17 protein-coding genes and 5 tRNA genes are annotated in these 17,895 nt (G+C 44.2%); 10 read left to right on the top strand and 12 right to left on the bottom strand.

Features of this window, described 5'->3' with window-relative positions; all coding sequences use genetic code 11:
* Window positions 1-40: 40 nt before the first annotated feature.
* The 4 genes from AC4JOV_RS00110 to AC4JOV_RS00095 all read left to right on the top strand — a co-directional run bounded on the left by AC4JOV_RS00110 (window position 41) and on the right by AC4JOV_RS00095 (window position 3,268).
* On the top strand, window positions 41-937 hold the full coding sequence (locus AC4JOV_RS00110) for a pseudouridine synthase (protein WP_229937144.1): 897 nt from the start codon (window positions 41-43) through the stop codon (window positions 935-937).
* Entirely contained in the window at window positions 937-2,130 is a 1,194-nt protein-coding gene (locus AC4JOV_RS00105) for a replication-associated recombination protein A (RefSeq protein ID WP_229938390.1), read from the top strand. Before AC4JOV_RS00110 ends, AC4JOV_RS00105 begins: the two co-directional genes overlap by 1 nt.
* 128 nt (window positions 2,131-2,258) lie before the next feature.
* Window positions 2,259-2,537, top strand: coding sequence for a YMGG-like glycine zipper-containing protein (locus AC4JOV_RS00100; RefSeq protein ID WP_229937145.1), 279 nt, complete (start codon window positions 2,259-2,261; stop codon window positions 2,535-2,537).
* 20 nt (window positions 2,538-2,557) lie between these two features.
* Entirely contained in the window at window positions 2,558-3,268 is a 711-nt protein-coding gene (locus AC4JOV_RS00095) for an OmpA family protein (protein WP_229937146.1), read from the top strand.
* An 11-nt stretch (window positions 3,269-3,279) separates the two neighbouring features.
* On the opposite strand, the gene AC4JOV_RS00090 is transcribed toward AC4JOV_RS00095, so the two are convergent.
* The 6 genes from AC4JOV_RS00090 to AC4JOV_RS00065 all read right to left on the bottom strand — a co-directional run bounded on the left by AC4JOV_RS00090 (window position 3,280) and on the right by AC4JOV_RS00065 (window position 4,379).
* Window positions 3,280-3,693: a hypothetical protein gene (locus AC4JOV_RS00090; RefSeq protein ID WP_229937147.1), complete on the bottom strand. Its 414-nt coding sequence runs from the start codon at window positions 3,691-3,693 to the stop codon at window positions 3,280-3,282.
* Between the two features lie 168 nt (window positions 3,694-3,861).
* A tRNA-Leu gene (locus AC4JOV_RS00085) sits at window positions 3,862-3,946 on the bottom strand.
* Between the two features lie 12 nt (window positions 3,947-3,958).
* A tRNA-Arg gene (locus AC4JOV_RS00080) sits at window positions 3,959-4,035 on the bottom strand.
* Window positions 4,036-4,082: 47 nt separating this feature from the next.
* A tRNA-Arg gene (locus AC4JOV_RS00075) sits at window positions 4,083-4,159 on the bottom strand.
* A gap of 26 nt (window positions 4,160-4,185) precedes the next feature.
* Window positions 4,186-4,261 (bottom strand) — tRNA-His (locus tag AC4JOV_RS00070).
* A 41-nt stretch (window positions 4,262-4,302) separates the two neighbouring features.
* Window positions 4,303-4,379 (bottom strand) — tRNA-Pro (locus tag AC4JOV_RS00065).
* 203 nt (window positions 4,380-4,582) lie between these two features.
* Between AC4JOV_RS00065 and AC4JOV_RS00060 the strand changes: the two genes are divergently transcribed.
* Entirely contained in the window at window positions 4,583-6,049 is a 1,467-nt protein-coding gene (locus AC4JOV_RS00060) for an alanine/glycine:cation symporter family protein (protein ID WP_229937148.1), read from the top strand.
* Window positions 6,050-6,097: 48 nt separating this feature from the next.
* Here AC4JOV_RS00060 and purM read toward each other — a convergent pair whose 3' ends face one another.
* Genes purM through AC4JOV_RS00045 form a run of 3 tightly spaced genes read right to left on the bottom strand, consistent with a single transcriptional unit; the run spans window position 6,098 to window position 7,684 of the window.
* Window positions 6,098-7,093, bottom strand: a complete 996-nt coding sequence (gene purM, locus AC4JOV_RS00055) for a phosphoribosylformylglycinamidine cyclo-ligase (protein ID WP_229937149.1) — start codon at window positions 7,091-7,093, stop codon at window positions 6,098-6,100.
* A 2-nt stretch (window positions 7,094-7,095) separates the two neighbouring features.
* On the bottom strand, window positions 7,096-7,329 hold the full coding sequence (locus AC4JOV_RS00050; RefSeq protein ID WP_229937150.1) for a hypothetical protein: 234 nt from the start codon (window positions 7,327-7,329) through the stop codon (window positions 7,096-7,098).
* Between the two features lie 40 nt (window positions 7,330-7,369).
* Window positions 7,370-7,684, bottom strand: a complete 315-nt coding sequence (locus AC4JOV_RS00045) for an MTH1187 family thiamine-binding protein (RefSeq protein WP_229937151.1) — start codon at window positions 7,682-7,684, stop codon at window positions 7,370-7,372.
* Between the two features lie 112 nt (window positions 7,685-7,796).
* Here AC4JOV_RS00045 and AC4JOV_RS00040 point away from each other — a divergent pair, with 112 nt between their 5' ends.
* Entirely contained in the window at window positions 7,797-9,020 is a 1,224-nt protein-coding gene (locus AC4JOV_RS00040; protein WP_491522163.1) for a BaiN/RdsA family NAD(P)/FAD-dependent oxidoreductase, read from the top strand.
* A complete protein-coding gene (locus AC4JOV_RS00035; protein ID WP_229937153.1) occupies window positions 9,014-9,325 on the top strand; it encodes a hypothetical protein in 312 nt (103 codons plus the stop codon). Before AC4JOV_RS00040 ends, AC4JOV_RS00035 begins: the two co-directional genes overlap by 7 nt.
* 255 nt (window positions 9,326-9,580) lie before the next feature.
* Here the strand turns inward: AC4JOV_RS00035 and typA are convergent, their stop codons facing one another.
* Window positions 9,581-11,401: a translational GTPase TypA gene (gene typA / locus AC4JOV_RS00030; protein WP_229937154.1), complete on the bottom strand. Its 1,821-nt coding sequence runs from the start codon at window positions 11,399-11,401 to the stop codon at window positions 9,581-9,583.
* Window positions 11,402-11,471: 70 nt separating this feature from the next.
* On the bottom strand, window positions 11,472-12,575 hold the full coding sequence (locus AC4JOV_RS00025) for a deoxyguanosinetriphosphate triphosphohydrolase (RefSeq protein WP_229937155.1): 1,104 nt from the start codon (window positions 12,573-12,575) through the stop codon (window positions 11,472-11,474).
* A gap of 61 nt (window positions 12,576-12,636) precedes the next feature.
* On the opposite strand from AC4JOV_RS00025, the gene AC4JOV_RS00020 reads away from it, so the two are divergent.
* Entirely contained in the window at window positions 12,637-13,467 is an 831-nt protein-coding gene (locus tag AC4JOV_RS00020; protein WP_229937156.1) for an FAD-dependent thymidylate synthase, read from the top strand.
* Window positions 13,468-15,174 carry a L,D-transpeptidase family protein gene (locus AC4JOV_RS00015; RefSeq protein WP_229937157.1) on the top strand — a complete coding sequence of 569 codons (1,707 nt, stop codon included), beginning with the start codon at window positions 13,468-13,470 and terminating at the stop codon, window positions 15,172-15,174. It abuts the gene before it with no gap.
* Between the two features lie 694 nt (window positions 15,175-15,868).
* On the opposite strand, the gene ruvC is transcribed toward AC4JOV_RS00015, so the two are convergent.
* Window positions 15,869-16,360 carry a crossover junction endodeoxyribonuclease RuvC gene (ruvC, locus tag AC4JOV_RS00010; RefSeq protein ID WP_229937158.1) on the bottom strand — a complete coding sequence of 164 codons (492 nt, stop codon included), beginning with the start codon at window positions 16,358-16,360 and terminating at the stop codon, window positions 15,869-15,871.
* Between the two features lie 112 nt (window positions 16,361-16,472).
* On the opposite strand from ruvC, the gene dnaA reads away from it, so the two are divergent.
* Window positions 16,473-17,801, top strand: coding sequence for a chromosomal replication initiator protein DnaA (gene dnaA, locus AC4JOV_RS00005; protein ID WP_229937159.1), 1,329 nt, complete (start codon window positions 16,473-16,475; stop codon window positions 17,799-17,801).
* Window positions 17,802-17,895 lie beyond the last annotated feature (94 nt).

Raw genomic sequence — 17,895 nt, 5'->3', positions numbered from 1 at the left:
TAGAAAGCAAAGCGCTCTATACGTTCTAAGGAAATACATTATGAGACTGAACAAATATATATCACACAACACCAAATACTCAAGAAGAGAGGCCGACAGGCTGATCGAAGCAGGCGAAGTCACTTTAGATAAAAAAGTCATCAAAGAGTTCGCTTATGAGGTCAAAGAGAATGACAGAATCTACATCAAGGGAAAACTGATCAAGGAACGACAGACAGGTGACGTGACGATGGTTATCTATAACAAGCCAAAAGGCGTACTGGTCACCAAAAAAGATGATAGAGGAAGAACAACGATCTACCATAAACTTCCGGGCAAATTCAGACACTTCATTCCTGTGGGAAGGCTGGACTATGCCTCTGAGGGGCTTTTGCTGCTTACCGACGCTCCGGAAGTGGCACAGGCTTTGATGGAGAGTCCTCTGGACCGTACCTACAACATCAAGATAGACAAACCGATCACGGAAGAGATGATGCAGGCGATGCAGGAGGGGCTGGTCCTTGATGATGCACGTGCCGGTGCCCATGAAAAGAGTAAGATCACCTCTATGGAGTTTGCACCTTTTGCCTACTATGAAGTACGCAGCCAAGGGAAGAACTTTACCAAACTGCGTGTGACGATCACAGAGGGTAAAAACCGTGAACTGAGACGTTTTTTCGGACACTTTGATGCAAAGATACTGGATCTCAAACGCGTCGGATACGGAGGGGTGGAGCTTAACAATCTTCCGGAGAACAAAACACGATACTTCTCGCGCAAAGAGTATGATGACCTTCACCAGTTTATGAAACGTAAAAAGAAAAATGCGATAATTGCCGAGAAGAACGAACGCAATGCAGAGCAGCAGGCTAAAAAGAGTCAAAAACGTCCGGATGAGGATGATCCCCTGTCAGAGTTCAAAAAAGAGATCAAAGAGGCATTTAAACGCTTTAAATGATGTTGAATCTGGCACTGCACTACCGTCCCAAAACGTTGGATGAGATCATCGGACAGGAGTCTCTGCTCGGCAGCGATGCCATACTGCGCAGAATGATCGAAAAAGATGCGCTCCCGCATATTTTTCTCTATGGACCTCCGGGATGCGGGAAAACCACATTGGCAAGGGTGATCGCCTCTACACTGGACAGACCTTTCTATGAGCTGAATGCCACAACCCTAAAGATCGAAGAGCTTCGAAAAATCTTTAAAAACTATGCCAATGCCCTGCAGAAACCTCTGATATTTATCGACGAGGTACATAGACTGAGCAAGAACCAGCAAGAGGTACTTCTGCCCTTTATGGAGTCTCAGGCAGCACTGATCATCGGTGCATCTACGGAGAACCCTTACTATTCACTCACCGCAGCGATGCGTTCACGTTCGCATCTTTTTGAACTGAGTGCGATTGATGCATCCGACATGAAAGCCTACCTCCAGCAAGTGATCCAAAAAGAGAATATCTCTATAGATGCGGATGCACTCGAGTACACTGTCTTTTCATCCAGCGGAGACTTGAGAGCCGCACTGAATCTTCTCGAGAGTGCACAGATCGGCGGGAAGGTCACACTGGATATACTCAAACAGATCCGTCCTCATGCCATGCAGGGAGGAAGCAGCGAGAGTGAAAGCCACTATGAGTTAACCTCGGCAATGATCAAAAGTATCAGGGGATCCGATATCGATGCGGCACTCTACTACCTCGCACGACTCATTGAAGGAGGAGAACCTGCGGAATTTATCGCCAGACGCCTTGCGATACTTGCTTCTGAAGATATCGGCAATGCCAATCCCCATGCACTCAACCTGGCAAGCTCTACCCTCAATATCGTAAAACACATAGGATACCCCGAAGCACGTATCAGCCTGGGTCAACTGGCGATCTATCTTGCCTCTTCACCTAAATCGAACAGTGCCTATGAAGCGATCAACCGAGCACAACAGGCGGTGAAAGAGGGAGATATAGATCCTATCCCTGACCATATCAAAACCCATGCAAAGAGCTATCTCTATCCCCATAGTTACGGAGGATGGGTGGATCAAAAGTATCTTATCCGTCCGAAATCCTTCTACCATACCCAACAGATAGGCTTCGAAAAGACACTTTTTGAGTGGCATCAAAAAATTGTAACTCCTCTTCCCAATAAGAGCTAAATGCATAAATAGAAAAAATCATAAGCTTCAATCATTACTCCAAATATCCAATTTTAAAGATTGGATAACACAATTGCATCACACTCTTATGCTATAATTGTTCAAAAAAGAATTGGAGTAAATCAATCATGAAGAGGAACATCACAAAAACCGCTCTCTTCTCCATCGCAACAGTATGGATGATGAGTGGGTGTACCGGTACGGAAGCTACGCCAAGAAATGCAACACAGACAGGGGTAGCTACAGGTGCCGTGGCAGGTGCGGTCATAGGATACAATGCATCAGGCCGTCATAAAGGCAGAAATGCCGTTCTGGGTGCTGCAGCAGGTGCATTGGCAGGCGGTGCGATAGGTAATGCCGTAGATGAACAAAATCCAGAGCCGGTCAATGACGGCGGATGGCAATAAAACAAGATAAGGAGAAAATTATGAAACTAGCGAAACCTTTACTCGCTTCTGCATTGGCAGCATTTTTACTGACGGGATGTTATAAAGAACCCGGACTGGTACAAGACAATAGTTATGACCGTACAAAAACCGGAGCACTCGCAGGTGCAGCGACAGGCGCTCTCATAGGATACAATACCAAAGGGCACAACAAAGGCCAGAGGGCAGCCATTGGTGCAGCACTAGGAGCCCTTGCAGGCGGTGCGATAGGATACAGTATGGATCAGCAGGCCAATGAGGTAGCACGTGCACTCGGTACAGGTGTAGAGAACGATCCACTCGCAAAACTGGATCCAAACAGAGACATCATCGTATCTAAAACCTCTACCTATGTACATATCATGTTCAGAGATAAAATGATGTTTGCCACAGATTCCGCTAAACTGCAGCCGAATGCAAGATACAAAGTGCAAAAAATAGCACAGCTCTTAGAAAGATATCCTCAGACAGTAGTAGGTGTTGCAGGATTTACAGATAACCGCGGAAGTTATGAGTATAACCAACGCCTCTCGGAAAAACGGGCAACAAGTGTAGCCAATATCCTTGCTGTCAATGGTTACCCGAAAATCAAAGGGTGTTCATTTGACAAGGCACTTGTAGCAAATAACAGTGCTGCAAACAGAGCACTAAACAGACGTGTTGAAGTCTATCTTTATGCAGATAGAAACAATATGAGCAACCCTTGCTACTAAGTAGGTTTTTCCTACTTAAGGGTTGCTAATTCCTTTTTCGCCTTTTCGGCATCTATCTCACCGGCAAAAAATCTTTTTTCTATCGTATCGATGTATTTAATGAGCTTTGTTTTGAGCTCCTCTCCCCTCACTCTGTCTTTTGCAAAAAGTTTCATTGTATCAAAGTCCGGGAAATACTCTACCAATTCGCTTCTCAGTGCAGAATGATTCCATGCAGAAACCTGTAGTTCTAACGGTTCACCCTCTACATCCAGAATAGTCTGTCCTATACTGTCTTTCTTGATAAATTTATCGATACTATGCTTTTGATGAAAGGTACTGCTCTGAAGCTGTTCATCCTCTTTTTGAAGCTCAGTCACAAAGTTTGATACAACATACATAAATACAATACCCACAGCAATGAATATCAGTAAATTTTTATCCATAATTCTATCCTTCGCTCTGATAGGCAACACGTTTTTAATTATTATACAACAATTTGGGAAAAATAAGAAGAGATGTTTTATCTGTTTTTATCTATATGATAAAAAATACTTAAGTTCTTTTATAAATTAAATGATTTTGTTTGAAAATTTGAAGAAAGTAAAAAGTAATGGTGCGGATGAAAGGACTCGAACCTTCACACCGTTAGGCACCAGATCCTAAGTCTGGCGTGTCTACCAATTTCACCACATCCGCATAAATATAAAGTGGTACGTCCGTCAGGATTCGAACCTGAGACCGCTCGCTTAGAAGGCGAGTGCTCTATCCAGCTGAGCTACGAACGCACATAATAATAAAATCATCACAATAGAGTCACTATCATCGTCCAAAGTGGTACGCCAGAGAGGACTCGAACCCCTAACCCTCAGATCCGAAGTCTGATGCTCTATCCAATTGAGCCACTAGCGCTTCATGAGGTGGTTCTACTATCAACATGGGGTGGATGACGGGGCTCGAACCCGCGACACCCAGTGCCACAAACTGGTGCTCTACCAACTGAACTACATCCACCATAACTTGATGATTTTACTATTACTATCTTAAAGAACAAATGGTCGGAGTGAAAGGACTCGAACCTTCGACCCCCTGGTCCCAAACCAGGTGCGCTACCAGACTGCGCTACACTCCGTTCCGTCTTATTCATTCAATCTCTCTGAATAAGGACCGCAATTATAGTCTAAAGATTTTGCTTTGTCAAGAGTATTTTGAATTTTTTTGAAAAATTATTGATTTTTTCTTATAATCCCCCTAAAACGGGGGTTTTTACTAAGCCATATTACAAACAGTATCCTATACAATAAAAGAATATCCTGACATATAAGGCAATAACGTATGAATGAAATTTTCACCTCCATTAACGAATTTTTAGGCTCAATATTTTTCTATGATGTATTTTTTGGCACAATCGAGGGTGCAAGTATGCCCTTTATTGTTGCATGGCTTATCATTGGAGGTGTTGTCCTTACTTTTCGTTTTGGATTTATCAATGTACGTATGTTCTCCCACTCCTATAAGATTATTACGGGGCAATACAAAACAGCCGATGATGTAGGAGAGATAACTCCATTTCAATCTCTCACTACTGCACTCTCTGCTACCGTTGGATTGGGAAATATTGCCGGTGTGGCGATCGCGATTGCAGTCGGAGGGCCAGGAGCAACTTTTTGGATGATTTTGGCCGGATTCTTTGGAATGACCCTTAAGTTCACTGAAGTCACATTGGCTCAAATCTATCGTGAAAAAAGACCTGATGGGCGTATTATGGGTGGTGCTATGCAATACCTCTCAAAAGGACTTGAAACAAAAGGGTATACAAGGTTGGGGAAAGTCCTTGCTGTACTCTTTGCCTTTCTTGCGATTGGAGGGAGTTTGGGTGCTGGAAATGCTTTTCAAACCTCCCAGGCATTAGGTGCACTGACTGAACGTATACCATTCTTTGAGAGTTATCCTATCGCATTCGGTCTGATTATGGCCTCTATAGTAGGTTTTGTCATTATCGGCGGGATAAAACGTATTGCCAGCACAGCAGAGAAGATCGTCCCTTTAATGGTATTTGTTTACCTGCTTGCCTCTTTATGGATACTTCTTACCAATGCTTCGGCCGTACCGGAAGCCATTTCAACGATCATCCATGAGGCTTTTGCACCGACTGCAGTAGCAGGAGGCCTTATAGGTGTGCTTGTACAAGGCTTTAAGCGTGCCGCCTTCTCAAGTGAAGCAGGAATAGGTTCTGCCGCTATCGTACACTCCACGGCCTCGGTAAAATACCCTGTAAGGCAAGGGATGGTGGCTCTCTATGAGCCTTTTATCGATACGATCGTTATCTGCTCTATGACTGCACTCGTCATTGTCACAACAGGTGTTTATGATCCAAGCGGGGAGTTTGCAAATCTGGTCGCATCAAAACAGGGTGCGGCACTAACCGCCGCTGCCTATGGAACGGTCATTTCATGGTTCCCTGTCATCCTCTCTTTTTCTATCGTACTTTTTGCCTTTTCAACAATGATCTCTTGGTCTTACTATGGTGAACGTTCCTGGACGTATCTCTTCGGAGAGAAGTATACATTGGTCTATAAAATTATTTTTGTTCTATTTACTGTCGTTGCATCCATTACCAGTGCATCAACCCTGCTGGAGTTCTCCGATCTACTTATACTCGGCATGGCCCTGCCCAATCTTCTGGGGCTCTATATACTGCAAGGTGATGTACACCGTAACCTCAAAGAATATCTTTCAAAATGGAAAAGTGGGGAACTTGATAGAGAGTGTATAGAAAAAGGGGTTTGCGAACCCGAATAAAAAAGGTGACATGAACTTTTCACAGTACATGTCAAAAAGAGAGATGATTTATACCATCTCTACTTTACGCTCACCCTCTTCCAGGTGACCGATCACATAACCGTCTGTATTTGCAAGTACAGCATCTACATCTTCAGGTTCGACACACCAGACCATACCTACACCCATATTGAAGGCTCTGAACATCTCCTCTTCATCTACATGTTGTCCGATGAACTTAAAGATAGGAAGGACTCTGATATCCTCTTTTTTCACAACCGCTTTAATCCCCTCAGGAAGTACTCTAGGAAGGTTCTCTACGATACCCCCGCCCGTGATGTGTGCAAGTGCCTTCACATGTTGTTTGTTGGCCTTGTACTCTTTCACATAGATACGTGTCGGCTCAAGGAGTGTCTCTAGAAGCGGTTTTCCTTCAAATTCTGTATCCAAACTCATACCGAGTTTATCAAACATCAATTTTCTCACCAGTGAGTAACCGTTTGAGTGTACACCTGAGCTTGGAAGTGCGATCAGTGTCTGTCCGGCTTTGACATTGGCTACCGTATCCATCTCACTCCGCTCTGCGATACCTACGGCAAATCCAGCCAAGTCAAAATCGTCTTCAGAGTACATACCCGGCATCTCAGCCGTCTCTCCGCCGACAAGTGCACACTCAGCACGTCTACACCCTTCAGCGATACCCGCGACCACATCTTTGGCATTTTCAGGAAGAAGCTTTCCTGTCGCATAGTAGTCAAGGAAGAACATCGGTACACCGTTGTTACAGATCAGGTCATTCACACACATCGCGACAAGGTCGATCCCTACCGTATCGAGCTTACCGCTTTCAATAGCAATCTTAAGTTTTGTTCCTACACCATCTGTCGCAGAGAGCAGTACCGGCTCTTTATATCCTGCAGGCAGCGCATATGCTCCTGCAAATGATCCGATCCCACCGATCACATTACTATCAAACGTTGATTTTACATCCGATTTTATCGCTTCTACAAACTCGTTTCCGGCATCGATATCAACACCGGCATCTTTATATGAAATATTTGCCATGATTACCCTTCTACGTTCTCTTTCTCTTTACACGGAGGAAAGATCTTTTTCAGTATCATAAGACCCGGGCACCATCCGGTTAACCCGGCGATGATCAACATGATCATCATCGCAAGCTGTACCACAAATGCCAGCTGAAGCATTCCCTGCTCACCGGCAATCCCCATCGCTGCCATTCCCATGACCATACCAAGAATGATCGCCTGAATAAGACGTTGCATCTTCTCTGCACACATGAATCTATCCTCTTGTTGTTTTGGCGTATTATATCGAGTTTTAGCTGTTGAGTTTACGTCCCAGTTTTGCTTCGACCGAACCGACCTTTTTGTTGAGTCTTCCTACCGGGCCCTTACGGTAATCTATCTTGATGGAGCTGTAGACTCGCTCACAATCGATTTGCAGCTCTTCATAAGCTTTATTGATCACGGCCAGGACCTCTTCTACCGTCTCACCCTCTATGATCGTCCCCATAGGGGTAAGCTGATACTCCAGTCCGCTCCTGTCTACGATATCCAGTACCCTTGCTACAAAGGCACTCTTACTCTGTGTCTGCTCCGTGGGAAACATACTGAATTCTACTAATGCTGACATGCTCTATCCTTCTATTTATTTCTTCTTGTACAGAAGCAAAGCTCCTGTACAATTCATCTCACTAAAGCTACACCTTTGGTGAGAGTTTACTTTTGAATAGCTATAATACCTTATGAAGATTAAACCCATGATAATAGTCGGAGCAGGCGCTGCGGGACTCTCTGCAGCCATTACAGCGGCAAGAAACGGTACAAAAGTCACGCTGCTGGAACAAAACAGCAAACCCGGTAAAAAAATACTGGTGAGCGGTAACGGAAAGTGTAATATCACCAATGCATCCATCACCCCTGCCCGCTTTCACTCCCAAAACCCTGAATTTATAGAAAAAGTACTTCAAGGGTATGGCGTTGAGCGTGTGAAAAACTTTTTTGACTCTGTAGGGCTGCCGATCATAGAAGGCAAAGAGGGGAAAATGTTCCCGATGAGCATGCAGGCCGGTAGCGTCACGGAAATCCTCGAATATGAAGCAAATCGTTTGGGGGTGGAGATCATCACCGCGTGTGAAGTACTCAAAATCGACAAAGAGAAGAACCACTTTCTGCTGGAAACCAGCCAGGGTACCATGCAGTGTGAAAAACTCCTGCTTGCTTCAGGCTCTCCGGCCGCACCGCAGCTTGGAGGGAATGAGAGCGGGCTAAAGTTTGCCGAGTCGATGAGACATACCCTGATCCCAAGCCACCCTGCCCTTACCCAGCTGGTCAGCGATCAGAAGTGGGTCAAACAGGCCTCCGGTGTCAAAGTGGCCGGAGTGGCCAAACTCTATGCCAACGGTGAATATATCACCGAGAAAAAAGGTGACCTTCTCTTTGCCAACTACGGTATCAGCGGACTGGCAATCCTCGATATCAGCCGTGAAGTGAGCCTGAGACTGGCAGAGTATGCCTACTGTGAACTGAGCCTAGATCTGATGCCTGAGCTCACAAAAGAGAAGCTCACGAAGTTGCTTCTGGAGAGGATCAACCCTGAAAGCCAAAAGCCGATTACCCTCTGGCTGCAAGGCGTCATGAACAAAAAACTTATTCACATCATCCTCGAACAGTCCAGATGCAAAGCCAAAGTCGAGAGTGAACTGAACCGCAAAGAGATAGGAAAACTCGTCTATGCCATCAAAAACCTCAAACTCTCCATCAGCGATACCAAAGGCTTCAAAGGTGCGGAAGTGGCTACAGGCGGCATAGATACACGAGAGGTAGACCCAATAACGATGGAGTCAAAACTGATACCCAACCTCTACTTCGCCGGAGAGATACTCGATGTGGACGGGGACAGAGGTGGATTTAACTTCCACTTTGCATGGGTGAGCGGGATGAGAGTTGGGGAAAATTTAAAATGTTAAATTTTATAAAAGCCCTTTATTATGGACAAATACCACTAAAAAAAATGTTATTGTTTTATGGTATTCCCCCTTTGTTAATTATTGTCTTAATTGAAAATTTGAGAATTTTTAGTGACAAAATAGCTCTATCCATCATTTGGTTAATTACCATTTTTGCTTTTATCTCATGGAATGGCATCATAAAAAATACTTCAAATCTACTTCTTAGACTCATCGCTTCTATAATCCTCTTTATTTTATTTATAGTTGTCATTTTTGCAGGACCAATGGCAATGATATTTACTTTTTCTGGATACCATGGCTAAAACAATTGTAAAGAAAAACAATTAAATTTGATAATAAATAATCTTCTATTTTGTTTTAGATTTCTCACAGAGAGTGCAAGCACAAGGGCTGAAGGGGTGTTAGTGAAGTAAGTGAGAATGGAACACGTCCATTTAATCAAAGATGTTATGAAACGAAACTAGTTTCGTGAGCCTGCTGCTGAAGCAAACTCAGCGTTAGCGCAGCTTAGGGAGCTTTGCTCTCTAAGCGTCCTAACAAATGATAAAAGAGAAGGATTATTTTCCTGCGTTCTTTTTATCTCTCTGAACTCTCTTTCTCATAGTCGGATCAAGATATCTCTTACGGATACGTACATTCTCCGGTGTTACCTCGATAAGTTCATCATCTTCGATCCACTCCATTGCAGTCTCCAATGAGATTGCTCTTGGTGTCACGAGTTTGATCGCATCATCTGCACCACTGGTTCTCATGTTGGTAAGCTGCTTTCCTTTAAGCGGGTTCACTTCAAGGTCTCCCGGTCTTGCACTCTCACCGATAACCATACCGTTGTATACCTTGTCCTGAGGCTTGATGAACATGATTCCTCTTGCCTGAAGGTTAAAGATAGAGAATGCTACCGCTTCACCGTCATCCATGGAAACAAGTGCACCCGGAGTACGGCTTTGTACCACACCGCTGTACGGTCTGTACTCGATGAATGAGTGGTTCATGATCCCCTCACCTTTTGTCTCAGTCAGGAACTCCGAACGGAACCCGATAAGCCCACGTGCAGGGATCTCAAACTCGATTCTTACTGTACCGTCAGGCATTGGAGTCATAGAGGTCATCTCTGCTTTTCTCTTACCCAGTTTCTCGATCGCCGCACCCTGGAACTCTTCAGGTACATCCACTACAAGGTGTTCAAACGGTTCCATCTTCACACCGTTCTCTTCTTTAACCACAACTTCCGGACGCGCGAGAAGGAACTCAAACCCTTCTCTTCTCATATTTTCAGCAAGTACACCGATCTGAAGTTCACCACGACCTGAAACCTTGAATGATGCTTCACCCATCGGCTCCATACGCATTGCGATGTTCGTCTCCATCTCTTTTTCAAGTCTCTCTCTGATCTTGTTAGAAGTCACGTGTTTCCCTTCCTGACCTGCAAGAGGACCGTCATTGACAGACATCACAACTGAAAGCGTAGGCTCTTCGATGTGAAGCGGGTCAAGTGCCACAGGGTTCTGAGTATCACAAAGGCTGTCCCCTACATCGATATCAGAGAATCCTGCAACCGCTACGATGTCACCTGCTTCAGCCTCAGTAATCTCGATCTGCTCAAGACCTTTGAAACCGATCAGTTTAGAGATACGGCTTTTTGATTTTTCGCCACTTGCTTTTACAAGTACACACTCGTCACCCTTCTTCAATCTACCGTTGAAGATACGGGAGATACCGATACGTCCTACAAAGTTGTCACTTGCAAGGGTAAAGACCTGTGCCTGAAGATCATTGTCCGCAGAACCTGTCGGATAAGGTACTTTCTCCAGGATCGCTTCAAAAAGCGGTGTCATATCCTTGTTCTCATCTTCAAGTTCCCACTTAGCATACCCGTCTCTTGCCGCTGCGTAGAGTACAGGGAACTCAAGCTGCTCTTCGTTCGCATCGAGTGCCACAAGAAGGTCGAACATCTCATCAAGTACACGCTCAGCGTCCGCACCGTCTTTATCGATCTTATTGATCACCACAACCGGGATCAGACCGATTTCGATCGCTTTTTTAAGTACGAATTTCGTCTGTGGCATGGCACCTTCCTGTGCATCAACGAGCATCAAAACACCGTCTACCATCTTCAATACACGCTCTACCTCACCACCGAAGTCGGCGTGGCCCGGAGTGTCAATGATGTTGATCTTGTGATCACCGTATGTGATCGCAGTGTTTTTAGAAAGGATCGTGATCCCTCTCTCTTTTTCGATATCGTTGCTGTCCATTGCACGCTCTTGCACCTCTTGGTGCGCTGCAAAGGTACCTGACTGCTGCAGTAGCTGGTCTACAAGTGTTGTCTTACCGTGGTCAACGTGAGCGATCACGGCGATGTTTTTAATTTTTTGCATGGATTTTCCTGAAGGCAAAAAGCCTATATTTTTCGCGAATTATATCTAAAAATTATTACAGTCACATACTTTATAGTGTCAAACCGTACAGATCATGATAGCGCTTCATCGCAGATCTGTCCGTCATAGAGGCGATATAGTCTGCTACAACCCGCTGTTTCAGACGGACTTCCAGAAGTTCTCTATGATGCGGAGGAAGCAAGCCTTCATCTTCTGTAAATGCCCTGTAGAGTGCCTGGATACACTGCTTCCCTGCATACATTTTGCCTATGATCTTCTCATGCCGGTAAAGTTTCTGATACATCACTTTTTTCAGTTCTTTAAGCCCTCTTCCAACCTCTTTGGAAAAACCGACAGGAAGCGGAAGCGAAGCATCCAATGCAGCAGAAAGCGGAGTCTCCGCCCGATATCTGTTCACCCCCTCTTTGGAGTTTTCGATGAAGTCTTCTACCAGTATCTTGATCAGACCTGCGACAAAACGGTTGCGGTAGAGTTTTTCACCCCTCTCTACCCCCTCCTTCTGTACCATTTGATCGACGCTTTGGCAGAGTCTATTGTCCAAAAGATCCTCAAAACTGATCAATCCGTATTTCACTCCGTCATCAATGTCATGTGAGGTATAAGCGATCTCATCGGCATGATCGACAACCATCGCTTCAAGTGAAGGGTGTTTGTCCAGATCAAACCGCCTGTCCAGCCCCTCCAGAAACGGTTTTTTATAGGGGTAGGAGTGTTTCAGTACCCCTTCGAGTGTCGCAAAGGTAAGATTGAGCCCGTCAAAATCTTTGTAGCGTTTTTCCAGTTTTGTCAACACCCTGAAGGATTGAAAGTTGTGTTCAAACCCCAGAGGTCTGCCGTCAGCCTTCAGCAGCCTGTCCAGCTCATCACCCCCCACATGCCCGAAGGGGGTATGCCCCAAGTCATGGGAAAGTGCGATCACTTCAGCCAGTGTTTCATTCAAACCAAGCATACGGGAGAGCGTACGTGCGATCTGGCTCACTTCAAGAGAATGGGTCAAGCGGGTTCGAAAATAGTCCCCCTCATGGTTCAAAAAAACCTGTGTTTTATACTCCAGGCGCCTGAAAGAGCTACAATGTATCACTCTGTCCCGATCCCTCGAGTAGGGATCTCTAAAATCTTCTTCAAAGCTGTAAAAACGCTGACTAGGATGCACGCTACTCTCCTAAAATAAATTAGATATAATTGTAGCCAAAAATCAATAATAGGGTATTGCTATGCAGATGTATCAGATAGAGTATGAGAAGCCTACCGTCACACTACTACAAGAGTCAGGCCTGGGAGTTGCAGAGATCGCTGCACGTACCTGCTATGACAGTTTTGAGAACTCTGAAAACGAATGTGTGAAAAACGCAATGCAGCATCTTGATACCGAAGCGATAAACGAGATCGAGAACTCTGATCTTCTAAGCAATCTCGCATGGGTACACCATCATCACTCTATCATCGAACATGCAACACTCAGTTTCCTGGTACAGGGAACCAGCAGAGGTGTACTTCAGGAACATGCCAGACACAGACTCCAGGCGATATCGGTACGGAGTACACGCTATACAATGTCCTCTGTGATCAATGCTTACGTAGCCTCACTGCAGGCAGAAGAGGGATTTGCATTCTTCTTTGAAAAACTGCTTGCACTCAAGCTCTTTGTGATCAGCGATGAAGCCTACTTGAAAATAGAGATACGTGCGATCTATGAGAAGCTCAACTTTCAACACCAAAGAGATGAAGCATTTATCCAGAATGCCGTGGCGAAATCTTCACTCCCGTTTATCGAAACCCATAAAGGGGATGCAGAAGCACTCTACACTGCACTCGAGTGTGGAAAAAAGAAAAGAAATGTAGGAGATGCCTTCAAACATATCGTCTCAGATAACTGGAAGGTAGATATGGTCGTTACTTTTAACATCCGAAGTCTCAAAAACTATTTTGACCTGCGTGACAGCGGTGCTGCATGGTTCCAGATACAATGGCTGGCTCAGGCGATGAAAGAAGTGACTCCCAGAAAATATCTTAAATTGATTGATAAAAAATATAAAGAGAGTTAGGTGAAACTGAAAAAACTACTATGGGTTGGACTCTTCATCCATACATTGGCTTATGGGCAGATAAGTCTTGGTGAGATCCAATCACACTTGAAAACAACAATACAGACGCATATCAAAGGTCAAAATAAAGAGATCATTGAAGCGCTTTATGCGCGTTCCGGAAATCAACCGTTATGGCTTGGAGATAAAAATGAAAAAAAGAGAAACGCACTGATCCGGGCACTTAAAAACCCGTTGTTCAACTATAAAGATAAACCCTTTGATCAGCCCTCCATTGCCAGACTCTACTATATGCTTGATAACAATACCGTTTCCCCTGCCCAAAAAGCACAAGTCTATGCACGACTGGATCTCATGTTGACCAACTCCTTTGTCCGGCTTGTCCGTTTCATCGTACAGGGTGACGTAGACTGGAACCTGGTACAAAAAAAACTCGCAGCCCTCAAAGAGAGTGATGACATCCATGCGGTATGGGAGATGCAGATCAAACCCTTCCCTGAGGAAAACAAACTGATTGCTGCAGTTCAGAGCGGCAATATCTATGGCTATCTCTCCTCACTGATTCCGATGGAGAGACGTTACAGGAGATTGGTACGGTTACTCAAAGACTACCGCACCATGGAAAAATTTCCCAAAATCCCTTATACCAACGAACCACGTAAAATGGGAAACCGCAGAAACAAAAGTATAGAAGAGATCAAAAAACGTCTGCAGATCACAGGGGATTATCCGAAAAATGCACCGATAAACACAACCTTTGACAAAACACTCCAACAAGCAGTGATCTCCTATCAAAAACGTTATAACCTGAAAGTAAGCGGTGAGGTGGATAAGGTGATGACCTACTATCTCAATCAGCCTGTAAAAACACATATCCAAAGTATTATTACCAACCTGGATAAGACCAAACTCTACCCCAAAACATTTGAAAATGAATATGTAGAGGTGAATATCCCTGATTTTCAATTACGTTACTATAAAAACCAACGCTTAATGATGAAAATGGGGGCGGTGGTAGGACGTATCGACCGCCCGACACCGCTTTTTGATGATAAAATAGAGTATATGGTACTCAACCCTACCTGGACCATCACAGACAATCTCGTCAAACGTGACCTGATCCCTGTACTCAGAGAGAACCCTTCCTATCTTATTGACAACAACATCAAAGCATACAGCGGCCGTCAAGAGGTTGATGTGACCTATGAGATGATCGCACCGTATAAAAACAGTACCGTGAGAGTACCATACCGTTTTGTTCAGCAGCCCGGTCCTTCCAATGCTCTGGGACGTGTCAAGTTTATGTTCCCGAACAAATACTCGGTCTATCTCCATGATACCGACAACAAATCCCTGCTTTCAAGACGTTATAAAATCTACAGTTCCGGATGTATGCGTGTACAAAAACCTTTTGAACTGATGAATACACTCTTAGCACATACAAGAGGACGTTATACACAAGAGAAGATTGACGAAATACTTGAAAGCAACGAACCGACCACGATCATGCTCTCTTCACATATCCCTGTGCATATCATCTACTTCACTGTGTTTGAAGAAGATGGAAAGGCACACTTCAAAAATGATATCTATCTCTATGATCAGATTATCAGTGAATCGATTATCGGCAGATCCAAAGAGACATTCACGGTTCCTCAAAAACGTGTCATCTCGATCAAGAAACAATCCCGTGGGGTTTCAAACTAAAGCTAAACGCTCTTTTCAAAACGCTTCCCGCTATTCACATTGAGTGTGCGGGTTTCTCGTTACGACGGTATCCGTCATAACGCATACTTCCATATCAATTACAAATAGCAATTTTAAACGCTTCAAAAGTCATAGAGAGGATTCTTGGTGCGTGTTTACGCACCCTACGCGATAAATTATCCTCGCCTCTATCCGTAGGTCGGGATACCCTTATCCCGACTTCACTTCTTATGAAGAAATCATACATAATGTCGGGTTGAGGGCAACCCGACATTATGTATGATTTCTTTTCTTGCTTTTTCCTTGGATAGTAGATGATAGAGATCACTTTCTGGGATATCAAAACGAGGAGTTTCACTATTCACATTTGTTTCCATGCCCCTGCCTTCAGTAAAGAAACATGATGTAGATATATTTACATGGATTCATTCACATTTCGATCTGGCCTTCAGCGGTGTACAAGTGCACGTCGCTTACGGTTCCGAGTCTAAAAATGACAACAGTTTGTCATTTTTTTAACGGGTCCGCCTGCGTGGGTCGCTTTGCTCCACCCTGCCTTCAGTGGTGCACTATGTGCACATCGCTTCCGGTTCCGAAGCTACAAACAACAAGCAGTTGTTGTTTGCTTAACGGGTCCGCCTGCATGGCTTCACTTCGTTACGACCACTCCGGTTCCGAAGCTACAAACGACAAACTATTGTCGTTTGCTTACGCTTCTCATCTTAACGCGTTGGAGGTGGGTCCAGGCTATGGCCATGGCATCGGTGATATCGAGGGGTTTGATCTCTTTTTTAATACCGAACAATCTTTTCACCATAAAGGCGACCTGCTCTTTTGCTGCCTTTCCGTTACCAGTCACCGCCTTTTTCACCTGCAGGGGTGTGTACTCATAGAAGTAGCCGACTTCCTGAAGGATCTTCAGTGAGAGTGCACCTCTGAACTGTGCCAGCTTCAAGACTGTTTTCGGGTTATAGGCAAAGAAGATATCCTCTATCGCCACTTCGTCGATATGATGCGACTTTAAAATCACATCAAACCCCTCTACCAGCTCGATGATCTGCTCCTGGAGTTCACTGGACTTTATTTTCAATAAACCGGCTTCAAGAAGTGAAAACTTTTTTCCATCCCAATTTAGTATGCAATACCCTAAATTACGGCTTCCGGGGTCAATACCTAGTATATTCATTCACACCTTTATTCACAATGTGAAAATCTTTATTCACTACTGTTTAATGACGCTATTTTAGCCAAGTTTGGTTAAAATACGAGAAGTTATTCACATAAGGAACTTCCAGCAGATGAACATAGGTCAAAAAGTCATTCTTGAACTCAAGAAAGAGATCTCTCAAACAGAATATGAACGCTATATCAAAAATCTTGTCTATGATACAAAACGTTCAAGAAGTAATATCGTCTACTTTTATGCCCCGAATATGATCATCTCAAAATGGATCAAGACGAAGTATAAAGACAAACTGGAACATCTCTTTGAACTCTATAATGAAGTCAAACCAAAAGTAGAGATACAGGTAGGCAAACAGAAGAGTACGACATCGCACAGTAAATCCGCTGTACCTTCCGAAAAAAGCAGTGGGAAAAGTACCTATCTCAACCCCTCTCTCACATTTGACAGTTTTATCGTAGGGGACTCCAACCAGTTTGCCTATACTACGGCAAAATCGGTAGCGGAAAAACCGGGAAGACAATACAACCCGCTTTTCCTCTACGGTGGCGTAGGACTGGGAAAAACCCACCTGCTCCAGGCGATCGGTAATTACCATATCTCACTGGGAAAAACCGTTATCTACACCACGGCAGAACAGTTCCTCAACTCCTTTTTGACACATCTGCGCTCACAAACCATGGACCGGTTCAGAGACAAGTTCAGGGAGTGTGATACGCTGCTGATCGATGATATACAGTTCATCTCGGACAAAGAGAAAACGCAGGATGAGTTTTTTCACACCTTTAATGAACTTCACGGTGCCAACAAACAGATCGTCATCACATCAGATAGACAACCCAACAAGATCACAGGGCTGGTCGACAGACTTAAAAGCCGTTTTGAGTGGGGGTTGATGGCTGATGTCCAACCACCGGGGCTTGAAACAAAGATCGCCATCATACAGAAAAAATGTGAACTCGACGGGATCAGCCTCGATAATGAGATCATCAACTTTATTGCAACCCATATGGGAGACAACATACGTGAGATCGAAGGAACGATCATCAAGCTCAACGCCCTCTCCTCAATGCTCAACCAGGAGATCACCCTGGATTTTGCACAAAGTGCGATCAAAGACCAGCTGAAAGAAGAGAAAGAGAATATCACTATCGATGATATCGTGAAAACCGTCTCAACCGAGCTTAACGTGAAACCTTCCGATATCAAATCAAAAAAACGTACCAAAAACGTCGTCAGTGCCCGAAGAACAGCGATCTATCTTGCCAGAGAACTTACACCGAGTTCTATGCCGCAGATCGCCATGTATTTTGGGATGAAAGACCATACAGCGATTTCTCATGCAATGAAAAAGATCAATGAGATCATAGAGAGTGATGAGAACTTTAAAATCCTTTTAGAAGAACTCTCAAACAAAATCAAAACCAACGCACTGAACATCTAAAACCCCTCCCATTTAGTGCGTTATACTACTATAATAAAAAAAAGATATAATTTTAAAAGTGAATAGATGTGAAACTTTACAAAAGTATCAACAT

It is taken from the genome of Sulfurovum sp. MH2-6 (genome assembly GCF_058374785.1).
This window is presented reverse-complemented; position numbering and strand designations above follow the sequence as displayed.